We start from the raw sequence: 14555 nt of genomic DNA, 5'->3' as shown, positions 1-14555 counted from the left end.
TTTAAAGAGTTTAAGCTTCTTTTTGAAAAGAAACTGTTCTTTTCAGTATGTTTCATTGTCCTAGTACAGTTTCTAATTTGGCACTATCTGTCCTGTATTTTAGGAGAAAAAAAGGAGCCAGCGACTCCTTTTTTAGATCTTTCTTATGAAACACGTTAGTGAGTAGTCCTTTTCTTCTTATACCAGACAAGACTCATCGTAGCTACTGCCACTCCAAAAAGGGCTAGATAGCTTGTTTCTTGTCCAGTTGATGGAAGGATTTTCCGCTTGCCTGGTGTCTTGGTTTGTGTTGTTGCCTCTTCCTTGTCATCTTGCTTCTCATCTTCGTTCTTGCCCTTCTCTTTGCTTTCAGATGTTGAACTCTTTTGTTCATTAGCTTGGGCCTGATGAGGGACTAGTTGAGATCCTGTATTCGATGAAGAAGGGCTAGTTTGATCCGTTGCTTGACCTGTATTTACTTGTTGATCATCCGTCGGCGTTCCTGGAGTTTGTGCTCCACTAAAGTCGATTTGGACCAAGACAGGATCATGGTCTGATGCACGACCGTGTTCCTTCATAAAGGAAGCATTGATATGGACTGGTTCAAACCTTGCTTTAGCTGCCATGTTGTTTGAGATAAAAATATTATCCAAAACCTGATTGCTTCCACGGTAGAAATAAGAATAGCGATCGCCTGCATCATGTTGGGCCATTAAGTTTGTTAGTTCGTTGCCAGCAAGGATCTGCGCCGTGGTTGAGAAATCGTAGTCATTAAAATCACCCGTCAAAACAAAGGTGGTCTTCGGATTTTGCTTCAAGCCTTCTTGAACGAATTGATGGATGACACTAGCTTGTGCTTCACGAGTTGGCAAGGTATGTTCCACTGCTGGTTGGCTTGCCCCATAAATAGCATCATCTCCGATTTTTGATTTCAAGTGATTAGCAATCACCACAACTGGTTGACCTTTGAATTCAAATTCAACAGCTAAGGACTTGCGAGTATGATCAAACGATGGGTCATTAGGGGCAATCCGAGCTGGATTTTTAACCAGGTGTCCCTTGTCAAATTGCGCTGCCTCGTTGCTAGTTGCTGCCTCTTTTTTGGCTAAGGTTACGCGTTCTGGATTGTAGAGGATTCCCAAACGAATATTGGAACCAGGCTTTCCTCCGTCAGCGCCATCTACTGGAGCAACCTCCGTATACTCATAGCTCTTGCCACCCAATTCCTTGATCCGATTGGCTAGTTTGCGTCCACTTTCAACACCACTGGTCGTTCCGTCATCCACACTACCATTATTGTCCTGCACTTCGATCAAAGTAATGATGTCTGGATTGTGAATTTCATGGATAAAGGAATTGGCAATCAGCGTCACCTTATCCTCTGGGGTTTCATTTTTGGCATTGTTGGCCGAGAAATTTTCAATATTGTAGGAAGCGATGGTCAGCTTGTCCTCACTTGGTTGGGTTTGAGCTGCTTGACGCTGCAAACCACCATCTTGGACTGTCAACTGTTGAGTAGGTTCTAACTTATAAAAGCTATTCCGATACGTTACCACTCCTGTTACGTCTTCTGTAAAGTAATCCTTGGCTTTTGCGACAAATTGATTCCCAACATAAATCGGGATCGTCGCTGTATTTTGCGCATGTGGCCGTAGATTCAGACCTCCAATATTGTTTAAAGGAAGGCCAGTAAAATCTTCTCCCAAGACATAGATATCTCCTTTATACTGGGGACCAAGGACATGCGGTTTCTTCACCACCGTGAGCATTCCTTCCAGGCTTTCCCAATAATCGAGGGCATCGGTTTCTGGAGTATAAGCCGTCGGATTAGGCTTCACTTCTGCTGGCATCTCCGCAGTGATATTCACAGCTTCTGGAAGAGGGGCTGACCCATCTTTGGTGATCCAAGTGTCAACCAGCATGGTCACCGTTAAACTATTCGTCGGTTCCTTAAAGGTCTTCCCGGCTCCCAAAGTGACTTCCTCCATATAGCCTTCCTTGACGGTACCGGTGATTTTCACCTTATCGCCGACTTTCACCTTGTATTTGGAAACAACATAAATCCCATCTGAAGTACGGCTATTGCCATCCGATTCAATATCTTGGGCATAAAAACCATAGCGGTCTGTCTTAGTCACCACTGCATTTTTGATGGCTACCTTTTGGCCTTCCAGTGGAGAGCGTTGCGCTTCCCCTTGAATGTCCCCGATCTTAACCGTTTTCTCCTCAGCAGCGTCTGAGGAACTGCTAGATGTCTCTTCTTTATCACTCGAAGCTCTCGTCGTAGCGTCTGTAGTTGTTGTTGTAGCAGAAGTCGAACTATTTGTCGAGCTTTCCTCGCTGCTAGTGTTCGTCACAAGCGCTGGCTCTGAAGTCGAAGCTGTGGTCTCGTCTGCAACTACCGTGAGGGCACTGCTAAAGACCCCCAACTGACTAGCCAATAAGGTGGCTACTCCCAGTAGGCGAATCTTTTTACCGTTTTTTCTCATGCGTTTCTCCATCCCTAAAAAGTTTTCCTCTTTTATTATAAGGGAATGACTTTGTATTTTCAAGCGCTTTCAAAAATATTTTTCAAAAAAAAAACACTTCGACCAAAAAAGATCGAAGTGTCAAGAACTTAAGCTAAAATTGCCAGTGTCTGATACGGTTTCAGAATTACTTTTTCAGAAAGCTTTACATTCTCATAGTTGGACAAGAGCACGCGCCCTGCTTGGTAGTCTTTTGGAATCGCTACTTCGACTTCACTTCCATAGAAATGATTGAGTACCAAGAGTTTTTGACCGTCTAAGTGGCGTTCAAAGGCATAGACTTCTTGACTATCTTCAAGTGCTGGCTGATAGCTGCCTTCTGAAATGATCCGCATTTCTTTACGCAAGCGAATCAATTTTTTATAGAAAGTAAAGATTGGTCCGTCGATCTCCTTTTCAACGTTGATGTCTTTATAGGATTTCCCAACTTTCAACCATGGGGTCCCTGTTGAAAAATCAGCATTTAGAGAAGCATCCCATTGCATGGGTGTACGAGAATTATCTCGTGACTTAGCTTGGATAATCTTGAAGGCTTGCTCAGGTGACTTGCCTTGGTCCAAGAGCATTTGGTAAGCATTAATGGACTCCACATCCACATAATCTGCCATCGAATCATAGTCTGGATCAATCATGCCGATCTCTTCACCCATGTAGATATACGGAGTTCCACGTGACAAGTGAATGCTGTCAGCGAGCATGGTCGCTCCTTCATTGCGGAAGTTCTTGATATCCACAAAGAGATTCAAAGCACGAGGTTGGTCATGGTTATTCCAGAAGAGGGCACTCCAACCACCTCGTTCACTCATTTCCTTGCCCCAGGTATGGTAGAGACGCTTGAGCTCTTGCAGGAGGAAGGCTTTATCGAGACTGTTCAAGGGATGGGTTCGCAAGTTTCTAGACAAGCGAACTTTGACTTCCCCGTTTCCCAATTAACCAGCTACCAAGAAATCGTCAAAGCTTCTGTTCTTCACTCAGAAACCAATATCATTCGTTTGGAAAAGATCAGTATCGATGAAAAAGGCACTAAAAAGACAGGTTTCCCCCTTCACCGATTGGTTTGGAAAGTAACCCGGCAACGGGTGGTGGATGGTGTCTCTTCTGTCTTAGATATTGATTACCTAGACAGAGAGCTCATCCCTGGCCTGACCAAGGAAATTGCCCAGCACTCTATCTACCAATATATAGAAGAAGACTTGGAATTGCAGATTAGCTATGCCAAAAAAGAAATTTTGATTTCACCAATCGATAATCGTGACAAAATCTTACTGGATCTTGGAAAAGACAAACACGTGGTGACAGTCCGTTCCCAAGTTCACCTAGCAGACGGACGACAATTCCAATTCACCGAAAGTCGACACATATTAGACAAGTTTCATTTTGTCGACTATGCAGAGCGGAGGAAATAAAAGGAGGCTGGGACAAAAGTCCTAGCCTCTCAGTTATCTTTGTATTGTCGAGTAAGACGCAGTGATTGAGTGGGCTCTACTACGCTGATTTCATCAGCTTTTACAGCCCTACTCAACTGTGCGGAGGTGGGACGACGAAATCGAATTCTAACGAATGACCGATTTCTGTCCCACTCTCTTTTATTTTATCCCAAGACCAATTCATCACTCACCAAAGTTTCACCACTGTTTTGTTGGAAGAGGCGCATCAAATCTTCAACCGTTAGGTTTTTCTTTTCTTCTCCTTTGACGTCGACAACGATCTTGCCTTGGTAGAGCATGATCAAGCGGTTGCCGTATTCGATAGCATGGTTCATATCATGCGTAATCATCAAGGTTGTCAAATCATGGCTTTCCACGATCTTTTGGGTCAATTCCATGACCATTTCACTAGTCTTTGGATCGAGCGCTGCGGTATGTTCATCCAGAAGCAAGAGTTTTGGTCTAACCAAAGCTGCCATGACCAAGGTCAAAGCTTGACGTTGCCCACCAGACAAATATTGGGTATCTACCTTGAGACGATTCTCTAAACCGATATTCAGTTCCTTCAAGGCTTCACGGAACAATTCGCGATCTTTCTCCCGAACTCCCCAGCTCAAACCACGAGATTTCCCCCGACGTTGGGCAATCGCCATATTTTCTTCAATGGTCAAACGAGAAGCCGTCCCCATCTTAGGATCTTGGAAGACACGCGCAATATCTTTCGCACGCTTCCGAACACTCGTATTTTTAATGGAGTTACCTTCTAGCAAGATATCCCCTTCATCCACGACTAGATTTCCTGCCAAGATGTTCATCAAGGTTGATTTCCCAGCTCCATTTCCACCGATAACCGAAATGAAATCTCCTTCTTCCACTTGGAGATCCAAGCCTTTTAAGACATGGTTTTCATTAACCGTTCCTGCTTCAAATGTCTTATGAATGCCTTCAATTGATAATAATGTTGCCATACTTTTCTCCTACTTATTTCCTAACTTCAATCCACGAACACGAAGACGTTTTTGCGCCTCAGGAGCGAACAAGACAATCGCAAGCAAGATCGCATTGAAGAGACGGACCATATTTTGATCGAGATTTGGGATCTCGTAAATATTTAAGATAATCAAACGGTAAACAATGGCTCCAACCCCGATTGAAAGCAAGCGCCAACCAATGGTCAATTCGTGGATCAAAACTTCAGCGATAATCACAGCACTCAAGCCGACTACGATCGTCCCTGTCCCAGAAGTCACATCTGAGAAACCATCATTTTGTGCAAACATGGCTCCACACAGGGCAATCAATCCATTTGAAATCATGTAGCCCAACATCTTCATGTTATCTACATTGACCCCGTTGGCCTCACTCATTGGAATGTTATCACCAGTCGAGCGCAAAACCAAGCCAAGTTGCGTCTTCATTAAGAGGGTCAATAAGATACAGACGATGATCAAGCAAGAAATGCTAATCAAAAAGACAGCTTCTTCATTAGAAAGACCTAATTTCATCACACTCTTGAAAATGGTACTAGAATCTCCGATAGAAAGGTTAGGAACCCCTCCCATGATTTTGATATTGATAGAGTAGAGACCGGTCAAAGTGACAATCCCTGTCAAGAGGGCTGGAATTTTCATTTTTGTATGGAGAATTCCAGAGACCAATCCTGCGATCATTCCGGCTAGGAAGCCTAAAAAGGTTGCAAGCCAAGGATTTCTTCCGGCTTGAATTTGGGATGCTACAACTGCTGCCCCAAGTGGAAAGGCTCCTTCTGCCGTCATATCAGCAATATCTAAAATTCGAAATGTTAAGTAAACACCGATCGCCATGATCGACCACAATAAACCTTCTGATAAACTTGATAAAACAAAATTCATCTCAAACCTCCTATTTTTCTACCTTCAACGAGCTAATATCAATTCCAAGCTCTTTAGCCATCTCTTTATTGGTATGCAATTCTAATTTTTCAGGTGTTTCAACTGCGACTTTTCCAGGTTTCTCACCCTTCATGATGCGAACAGCCATCCGAGCAGCTTGTCTTCCCAATTCCTCATAATCAGTACCAAAGTTGTACAAACCACCAGTAGCCACCATCTCAGCAGACCCACCAAAAACTGGCACCTTATGGCTGATAGAAATCTGTTTGACAGTGTCCATTGTAGAAGAGATAATATTGTCCGTCGGAACAAAGACGATATCTGCCTCTGACATGATACTGTCTGCTGCAGCTTTCACATTGTTACTATCAAGAATTGTTTTTTCAACCACTTGATAGCCCTTAGCTTCTAGGATCTTCTTCGCATTGTCTTTTTGGACGACGGAGTTAGGCTCACTTTGCGTATAGAGAATCCCAACTGTTTTCGCCGTTGGAAGCACTTGCTTAATCATGTCTACCTGTGTAGCGATCGCATCTTCTGACTGGTCACTTGTCCCTGTGATATTGCCACCTGGTTCTTTCAAGTTTTTCACCAATTTCGCTACCAAAGGATCTGTGACAGCTGAGAAGACAATAGGTGTTGATTTAGTGGTATTAGCCAAACTTTGTGCAGAAGGGGTTGCAATCGCAAAGACTAGATCACTTTCTTCTGCCAATTGTTTAGAAATATTTTTCAGATTTCGTTGCTCCCCTTGAGCATTTTGGAAATCGATCTGAATATTTTTCCCATCTACATAGCCCTCTTTCTTCAACTCCTCGATAAAGCCTTTTCGTGTCGCATCAAGCGACTTATGGGTGATGTACTGGGAAATCCCAATTCGAAAGACATTCTCTTTTTTAGTATCCTTTAGGTGGTGTAAGGTCACCAATGATGTTAACAGAAGTCCTACAACCAGGACAGGTGCTAGCAATTTTTTCACTACTTTCATTTTTTGACTCCTTTTCTGCAAAATAAACAAAAAATCCGCTTAGATGATTCTCTAAACGGATGCTTGAAATTCTCCAACAAGTTACAAAACCTCGGTCCATTTAGATACTAGCTCTATGGACCATCATCAAAAATCTTAGCCACATAGATACAAACAAATTGCTTGGGTTGTTTGCATCCATGAGATCATGTCTACAAACACTATCTAAAGTAGCTAAAGTAGAATTTTTGAATAGAAATGGCTTGTTGTTTCATGTTTATTTTCTGCTTTCTTTATTTATGGGTATTATCTTACCGTAATTTATTTTTGATGTCAAGACTATTTCAGAAATTTTTGAAATTTTTTGAAAATTCAACTGGTCCTGACAAGAAAAAAACAGAGGCTGGAACACATCCAGGCCTCTATTTTCTAATCTTCTTTTGATTTAGTTTCTTCATCTTCCTCGACGATTTCAGAAATTTCAACTTTCACCTTGGTCACACGACCATTTTTTACTTTGTCATTTGTCAAAATGAGGTGTTTCTTTTGACTATCGACTTCACAGCTGAGTCGCTCTTTCAAGGTTGGAATTCGCCCAACCTCTGTCAGATAATACCCTGCAATGGTATCCACATCATCACTTTGCAACTCAACATCAAAATATTCGTTAAAGTCATTTAGTGACATGGCTCCTTGTACGACATAGGTATTGTCCGCAATTTCAAAGACATCAATTTCTGCTTTGTCAGTCTCATCGTCAATTTCACCGACGATTTCTTCCAAGAGGTCTTCAAGAGTAACCAAACCAGACATCCCACCATATTCATCAAGCAGAATGGCCATTTGATTTTGGGTATTGCGCAATTCCTTCAAAAGATCATCCACAAAAATGGTCTCTGGAACAAACAAAGGTTCTTGTAAAATTTTTCTTAAGACAATATTATCAAAGCCATTGATAAATCCTTCGTTCAAGAGACGTTTGGTATGGATGAGACCGATGACATTGTCCTTGTCATCATCATAGACAGGAATCCGTGAAAAGTTTTGCTTAAGGATACTTTCAATGATTTCTTTGGTATCATCATTGATATCAACCATGAAGGCATCTGTCCGTGGCACCATGACTTCACGCGCTACCATTTCATCTAATGAAAAGATCCCTTGGAGCATCTCAATCTCGTCCGCATCTAGTGTTGCTTCACTATTGGTCAGCATATACTCGATTTCATCCCGCGTCATCTTTTCATCCGGATCATCGAATTCCATTGGCGTGATACGGCTCAAAAGGTTGGTCGACGCTGAAAGCAACCAAACAAAGGGGCTAACAATTTTTCCTAATAAAATGACAATCGGAGCCGTTCGAACAGCTAACTCATCTTTCAGGTTCATAGCGATTCGTTTCGGATAGAGTTCCCCAAATACGATCGAAATATAAGTCAAAAACGCTAGAGATAAAAAGCTTCCAGCTGCAATAGCCGTTTTAGTATTGCCCATCCATCCAGCAATAACATGACCAAGGCTATCTGCAAGACTCGCCCCAGATAAGATGGTAATCAAGGTGATCCCCACCTGAATAGTGGATAAAAAATGGTTGGGCTGTTCCAAAACGCTAAGAAGACGAATGTATTTTTTATCTCCTTCTTCAGCCTTTTGCACTACACGAGAACGATTCAACGATACCATTGACATTTCGGTTGCCGAGAAAAAGGCGTTCAATAATGTCAAAACAATCAATAAAATAAATTCCAGTAAAATTTCCTGACTGCCAGGGTCTTCCATGGATACTTTCCTCCAGTATATAATATCGTATATTATACCACAAAATATGAGAGCCTGCATTCTTCTATGTCATTTTCTTTTTTTACCATCAAAAAATCAGGACCAGGTCCTGATTTTAGTGCTCTGCACTGGTAAAATCATAAAAGAAGGCATTGAGTTTTTCAACCAGCTCTAGCGATGAGAGACTACTTGTACAGATAAAAGGTTTTTTCTTTAATTCCGGCATCATAAAGTTGGCCACCACGACATCTGCATCTGAAGCTTCGATATCCTCTACTGTTAGATTATACTTGATCATCTGAGTAAATTCAAAGTTATCCGTACAGTAGAAATCTAGAAAATCGATCATGGATTTAGCATGGTGGTCATCAAAACGACTGATAATCAAGACCTTAATGGACTTCCGGCGGCGCAATAATTGTGGTAAGAGACGTTCCCAGTGAGTGTAGACCGTGTAGATCATGTGCTTGATAATTTCTTCATTCAGATTATGCTTCATGGTCTTCATATAAGTGATGATATGGTCTCTCAAATCATCATAGAAGGCTGGGAAGATGCTCATAAAATCTTCGTTGGTATTGGTCTTGGTATCAAATAAGAGGAACTCCGAGAACAATTCCTTCCGACCTAAGTGAGCTGTATTATGAACGTGCATCAACATCTCATCAAGATTTTCGATATCTAAATCATAGGTATAGCATAGATCTTTGAACATATCTTTAATGAGTCTAGTGGATTCTTTTGCATAAGGATCTGTTTCTGCGGCCTCAATCAAGCTTTCTGGGCTGAAATAGAAATTTTCTTGAATAAAGATGATGAAGAACTGCTCCAGCACTTTTTCATTTAACTCGACACCCAACTGCAAGCTAAAGTAGCGCAACATCTCCTCAACATTGGTCACCCCTTGATATTGATCTTTATAGGCTTCAAAGGTCGTTGGAATGTCGATGAAATAGCCTTGCTTAATACGTGATAAGTACACTGTCAAGAGAACTTTGTAAGACTTAATGACAGAGAAGGTCAATGGATAGCCATAGAGCTTGAAGAAGAAGGTGATCAAATCGGTCACGGCCTCTTCCTTAAATTCTGGGAAAGGCCACTCCATATAGTAATAACGTTCCGCAAAATACTGGGCATAGAAGAAACGAACATCTACTTCATCCCCGACAAGATTCAAGGGTTTCAAATCAATCTTTACATTGTATTTAGTTTGAAGCTTCTGATTAATCGTCCGAATCAAGCGGTAGAAAGACTGGTAACTCAGATCAAACTTTCTGCAAATATATTCATTGGAAACATCCTTGTGGAAGAAGAGGTATTCAATCAAGGCGAAGGCTTGTGATTCTTTAAAAAAGTGATGGTAAATCACCTCAAGACCAACCGAATCTTCATAACTGATCTTGATCCCATTGGTAGAGGATTCAATTAAAAAATCATCAAATGTACTACGAAGATTAGACAAATCTTCTTTTAATGAACGTTCTGTACAATCCAAACGCTTGGCCAACTCTTTCAAGTGGAACCATCTTTTTTCCTTAATCAAGATTTCCAACAATTGCAATTGGCGTCTCTGTTTTTTGGATAAGAGGAGTCTCATCTTTCCCTACCTTTTCATATTTTCTTTCAAAATCACTTATATTTTAACACATTTCATAACACTTGTTGACTTTTTTACGGTATTTTTTCAAAAAAATGTACAAAAAAGACTCCAAGGCCCATATAGGCGCTAGAGTCTAAGATTTATTAATGATTCCAAATTCTTCTTTTTTCTTCTGCTCCTTCGCAGCACGGTGGTTATCATAAAGATTTACCAAGAATTTTACAATTTCTTTCCCAATCGAATAGACTGGAATCGCGACGACCATCCCGATAATGCCGTAGATATTACTTGAGAGCAGTAAGAGAACCATAATGGTAATCGGGTGAACCTTCATCACGCCTCCAACAATACGCGGATAAAGAATATTGCCATCGATCTGCTGGATGATCAACATGTAAATGACTGCTTTGATCATCATATCCATATCGGTAAAAGCATAAGTGATGATCATCGGAATCAAACCGATGGTTGGTCCTACATAGGGAATCAAGTTGGCCAGCCCAGAAAAAATGGCAAAGACCAAAGCATACTTCAATCCAATAAAACTATAGCCAATGTAGGCTAGTGTTCCAATGATCAAAGCATCGATCGAAATACCACTAATATAGCGAGAGACCGTTTCATTCAAACTAACCAAGAGGCTTGAAATGTGGAGTTTGTCATTGCGTAAAATGGTCCGTTCTAACATCGGCAACAATTTCTTGCCATCAATCAAGAAATAAACCAAGAAGACAGGGGTCATGATTAAGATAAAGACCGTATTGACAATGGTGTTAACCACACTTCCTAAACTGTTGGTCACACTATTCAAGAGATTTTGTAGGATATCCATATAAGAGAGATTCAACTGCTGAATCGTCGACTGGATATTTACATTCTGGAACAAAGGATTGGTTGAGAGTTTTCGAACCAAACTTTGGACTTCCCAGTAGAGCCCTTGAGTCGAATTGATCAAGCTGGTTAACTGATTGATCAAGATGGGGAGCAGATAAAAGATCCCTAGACCAATGATCCCAAACAACAGTACTAAGGTGATCAAAATCCCAAACACACGCTTGATTTTTAAGTGTTTTTCTAACAATTCAACAATCGGGTTGGTGATATAGTATAAAAAACCTGCAATTAAAAATGGTAAGAGGATGGTATTCAGAACAGATACAAATGGAGAAATTAAAGTCCCCATTGATTTCCAAATATAGAAAATCACCGTCAATAATAAAATTTCACATGTCCAGAATAACAATTTACTATTTCGAAACATTCCTTACCTCCTGTTTTCTATTCTACCATATTTTATGTTAGAATAAAGGAGATTTTAATCAAAAGGATGAAGTTATGAATAATTTGATTGAACTACAAGACGTCAATTTGATCCGCAATGGAAAAGCCCTTTTAAAAGAGGTTAACTGGCAAGTGAAAGAAAATGAATGCTGGGCGATTTTAGGCCTCAATGGAGCAGGAAAATCGACCCTCCTCAAACTGTTGATGTCTGAATACTGGGCTAGTTCGGGACAGGTAACGGTCCTTGGAACTCGCTTTGGAGAAGGGGGTATTCCTGAGTTACGGAAGCGTATTGGGATCGTTAGCTCCTTTATTTCAGAAAGACTGCCAGAGCATCTTTTGACAGAACAAATTGTCCTAACCGGTCAATACAAGAGTAGTATTTTATATGCTGCATACGGGAAGGAAGAACTAAACTGGGCACGGGATATGCTGACTTCGATTGGGGCTAGCTCTTTGATCGGTCGCAAATACCGGGAGCTCTCCCAGGGAGAAAAGCAGACGGTCCTCATTGCACGAAGCCTCATGGACCAGCCAGATCTGATCATCTTTGACGAAGCTTCAAGTGGATTGGATCTCTTTGCCAGAGAAAAGCTCCTTCGTCAGATCCATCATATCAAACAACTGGATCACGCGCCAACCATGATCTACGTCACCCACCATGCAGAAGAAATTACAAAAGATATGACCCATGTGCTCCTGCTCAAACATGGCCAAGTGGTCGAACAAGGGCCAAAGGAAAACATCCTAACTCCTCATGTCCTTAGCCAGTTTTACGAAGCACCAGTATCCCTTATTGATCTAGGCGATGAGCGACTCTTTGTCAAACCAGAAATAACACACAGAAGACCCTGAATAAATCAAAAAGAGGCTGGGACAAAAGTCCTAGCCTCTTAATTGTTTTTTGATTGTCGAGTAAGACGCAGTGGTTGAGTGGGCTCTACTACGCTGATTTCATCAGCTTTTACAGCCCTACTCAACTGTGCGGAGGTGGGACGACGAAATCGAATTCTAACAAATTACCGATTTCTGTCCCACTCTCTTTTACTTTTACGCTTATCGATTTTGTGCATACTCGATCATATCGTATGGAAGAGTGTTGGCACTTTCTCTTAGGGAGTAGCTTTCTAATTCATTGACATTTTGACGCATACGGCGTGCCTGCTTGGCAGTAATCAGGTGTTGCGCTTCATATTCAAAAATAATCTTACGCTCCAAATAATAGCCTCTCAACATTTCATCGATATTATTCGGTTTCACCCGGTTAATAACCCGCTCCACAAAGGCTCCACTAGTAATAATGGCCGTCTCTCTCAGACGAGATTCTTGCAGGTAAGAGATCAAACTGCTCCGATAAACCCCTTTGAGGTCTTCCAAACTTTCAATGATGATTTCCGTATTGGCCAAATAAAGGGCCGCAATCTGGTCATAATCAATGGCTTCTAACTTTCTATCTTCTCGGTTCCACCAAGTTCGAAAGCCAGAACCTAATGTTAGGATTTCATGGACCAGCAAACGCAAGAGGCGGAAAGAAACCAAGAGGTAGTATGTTAGACGAGACGAAAGGTTGCGATTGACCCGTTGCTCCATATTACGAAGATAGCGTTGGTAGACGCGGTAGCCCCGCTCGCGCATCTTTCCTTCTTCGTAGGCTTGTTCCAAGCCGTCACTTTCAATACTCAAAATCAAGAGCTTCAGCTGTTCCCAGTCCTTTTGAATGAGCTTGTTTTCTTGGCTTAGAATCAAATTTTCAATCCGACCATGGTAGTTATCAATCGCCGCATACAAGGGACCCTTGTGCTTACTGTTCTTTAGGTCTGCTTCTAATTCCATGACAACATCATTTAAAATCGCGATCTGCATCAGGTAGTTATTGGTTTCTTCCTTATCTTCTGATAATTTTGGAAGTACCACTAAGCCAGCAATAAAGCTGACAAGGGTAACTCCTGCCACTAAAAAGAGTAGGACGGGGTATTCTTTTTCGATTTTGGTTGGAATCAAAAGGATCGTTGCAATCGAAACTGTTCCCTTCACACCCGAAAAGGTCAGCAATAAGGCATCTTTCAAATAATTTCTCAATGATTTTTTTAGTCGAACCGTTCGGAACCAATAAAAGAGGTAAACCATGACAAAACGAATTAAAAAGAGCAAGATTGTCAAAAGAAAGACAGAAAGAACTAAAAGAAGATTGTTGTAAATGGGACTACTTAAGATGGGCTTGGCGATCATTTCTAGTTCCATTCCCAAAATCACAAAGACCGACCCATTTAAGATAAAGTTGACCGTATTCCAGACGGTATGGCTCACAGTATCCACCCGGGCTTCAAGAAGGGTAATGTGCTTAAAGCGACTGGCTTTTAGGATCCCTGACACAACCACAGCGATGATACCAGACACATGGAGTTCTTCTGCTAGGAAGAAGGTCAACAGCGGGAGGCTCAGTTCTAATAACAATTCACTGGCAATATCACTAGCGCGAACACTCAAGAGTAAGGTTTGTAGCCAACGGTTCACAAAGGCCGTCAAGATCCCCACCGCAAATCCTCCAATGATGGAGATTCCTAAGGAAATCCCTGCTTCTCCAAGGGAGAAACTTCCGGTCGCAAGGGCTGCCAAGGCCACTCGAAAGGCAACTAGACCTGAGGCATCATTTAGTAACCCTTCTCCTTTTAAGATATTCGAAACCCGCTTTGGAAAGGTAAAGCGCTCAGACAGGGAAGCAAAGGCTACTAAGTCTGTTGGACCTAGAGCTGCCCCTACAGCCATACAAGCTGCTAAAGGAAGGCTCAGCCACAAGGAGTGAGCTGCCCACCCCAAACTAATGGTTGAGATAAAAATTACTGGAAAAATCAAATAAAGAATGATGCGCCAGTGCTTTAAGACAGAAGTAATATCTGCTTCTTCTGCCTCTCGAAATAACAGAGGGCCAATGACCAAAGCCAGAAAGAGCTCTGTATCCAAATGAAAATTTTCTTCTGGAATAAAGAGGGCCCAACCAATGCCCAGTAAGATTTGGAGCAAGGGCAGAGGAAGACTCGGCACAAGTTTATTGGTGACATTTGAGACGATCAAGATCATCGAGAAGATCACTGCATAAAGGAGTAATTCCATCTTCCTCCCTCC

Annotated in this window: 9 protein-coding genes and 2 pseudogenes; 2 read left to right on the top strand and 9 right to left on the bottom strand. The window is 41.7% G+C overall.

Features of this window, described 5'->3' with window-relative positions:
- Positions 1 to 155: 155 nt before the first annotated feature.
- Positions 156 to 2468, bottom strand: a complete 2313-nt coding sequence (locus tag AC6IZR_RS03120) for a DUF8508 domain-containing protein (protein WP_497848771.1) — start codon at positions 2466 to 2468, stop codon at positions 156 to 158.
- A 128-nt stretch (positions 2469 to 2596) separates the two neighbouring features.
- Positions 2597 to 3361, bottom strand: a pseudogene (locus AC6IZR_RS03115) (alpha-amylase family glycosyl hydrolase); the annotation flags it as partial.
- On the opposite strand from AC6IZR_RS03115, the pseudogene treR reads away from it, so the two are divergent.
- Positions 3335 to 3913, top strand: a pseudogene (treR, locus tag AC6IZR_RS03110) (trehalose operon repressor); the annotation flags it as partial. The pseudogenes AC6IZR_RS03115 and treR overlap by 27 nt on opposite strands.
- A 185-nt stretch (positions 3914 to 4098) precedes the next feature.
- Here treR and AC6IZR_RS03105 read toward each other — a convergent pair.
- The 6 genes from AC6IZR_RS03105 to AC6IZR_RS03080 all read right to left on the bottom strand — a co-directional run bounded on the left by AC6IZR_RS03105 (position 4099) and on the right by AC6IZR_RS03080 (position 11412).
- The gene (locus AC6IZR_RS03105; RefSeq protein ID WP_049474005.1) at positions 4099 to 4902 is read right to left on the bottom strand and encodes an ABC transporter ATP-binding protein; all 804 of its coding nucleotides are present in this window, start codon (positions 4900 to 4902) and stop codon (positions 4099 to 4101) included.
- A gap of 9 nt (positions 4903 to 4911) precedes the next feature.
- Entirely contained in the window at positions 4912 to 5805 is an 894-nt protein-coding gene (locus AC6IZR_RS03100) for an ABC transporter permease (protein WP_013903975.1), read from the bottom strand.
- Between the two features lie 10 nt (positions 5806 to 5815).
- Complete coding sequence (locus AC6IZR_RS03095) at positions 5816 to 6793, bottom strand: ABC transporter substrate-binding protein (protein ID WP_497848770.1); 978 nt, start codon at positions 6791 to 6793, stop codon at positions 5816 to 5818.
- 408 nt (positions 6794 to 7201) lie between these two features.
- The gene (locus AC6IZR_RS03090; RefSeq protein WP_024054783.1) at positions 7202 to 8551 is read right to left on the bottom strand and encodes a hemolysin family protein; all 1350 of its coding nucleotides are present in this window, start codon (positions 8549 to 8551) and stop codon (positions 7202 to 7204) included.
- A gap of 115 nt (positions 8552 to 8666) precedes the next feature.
- Positions 8667 to 10148: an AcpB/EbpR/MafR family transcriptional regulator gene (locus AC6IZR_RS03085; RefSeq protein ID WP_049516125.1), complete on the bottom strand. Its 1482-nt coding sequence runs from the start codon at positions 10146 to 10148 to the stop codon at positions 8667 to 8669.
- A gap of 136 nt (positions 10149 to 10284) precedes the next feature.
- Positions 10285 to 11412: an AI-2E family transporter gene (locus AC6IZR_RS03080; protein WP_070449283.1), complete on the bottom strand. Its 1128-nt coding sequence runs from the start codon at positions 11410 to 11412 to the stop codon at positions 10285 to 10287.
- A 74-nt stretch (positions 11413 to 11486) separates the two neighbouring features.
- Between AC6IZR_RS03080 and AC6IZR_RS03075 the strand changes: the two genes are divergently transcribed.
- Positions 11487 to 12287 (top strand): ABC transporter ATP-binding protein, encoded by an 801-nt coding sequence (locus tag AC6IZR_RS03075; RefSeq protein ID WP_497848769.1) that lies wholly within the window; start codon positions 11487 to 11489, stop codon positions 12285 to 12287.
- 201 nt (positions 12288 to 12488) lie between these two features.
- Here AC6IZR_RS03075 and AC6IZR_RS03070 read toward each other — a convergent pair whose 3' ends face one another.
- On the bottom strand, positions 12489 to 14543 hold the full coding sequence (locus tag AC6IZR_RS03070; protein ID WP_497848768.1) for a cation:proton antiporter: 2055 nt from the start codon (positions 14541 to 14543) through the stop codon (positions 12489 to 12491).
- Positions 14544 to 14555: the final 12 nt, after the last annotated feature.

Source organism: Streptococcus mobilis (assembly GCF_059727625.1).
The sequence above is the reverse complement of the archived record's forward strand: the minus strand, read 5'-3'. Positions and strand labels throughout refer to the sequence as shown.

Excerpts from the sequence above, each read along its gene's own strand:
- AC6IZR_RS03120 (WP_497848771.1), bottom strand. The coding sequence starts at position 2,468 with ATGAGAAAAAACGGTAAAAAGATTCGCCTACTGGGAGTAGCCACCTTA.
- AC6IZR_RS03105 (WP_049474005.1), bottom strand. The coding sequence starts at position 4,902 with ATGGCAACATTATTATCAATTGAAGGCATTCATAAGACATTTGAAGCA.
- AC6IZR_RS03100 (WP_013903975.1), bottom strand. The coding sequence starts at position 5,805 with ATGAATTTTGTTTTATCAAGTTTATCAGAAGGTTTATTGTGGTCGATC.
- AC6IZR_RS03095 (WP_497848770.1), bottom strand. The coding sequence starts at position 6,793 with ATGAAAGTAGTGAAAAAATTGCTAGCACCTGTCCTGGTTGTAGGACTT.
- AC6IZR_RS03090 (WP_024054783.1), bottom strand. The coding sequence starts at position 8,551 with ATGGAAGACCCTGGCAGTCAGGAAATTTTACTGGAATTTATTTTATTG.
- AC6IZR_RS03085 (WP_049516125.1), bottom strand. The coding sequence starts at position 10,148 with ATGAGACTCCTCTTATCCAAAAAACAGAGACGCCAATTGCAATTGTTG.
- AC6IZR_RS03080 (WP_070449283.1), bottom strand. The coding sequence starts at position 11,412 with ATGTTTCGAAATAGTAAATTGTTATTCTGGACATGTGAAATTTTATTA.
- AC6IZR_RS03075 (WP_497848769.1), top strand. The coding sequence starts at position 11,487 with ATGAATAATTTGATTGAACTACAAGACGTCAATTTGATCCGCAATGGA.
- AC6IZR_RS03070 (WP_497848768.1), bottom strand. The coding sequence starts at position 14,543 with ATGGAATTACTCCTTTATGCAGTGATCTTCTCGATGATCTTGATCGTC.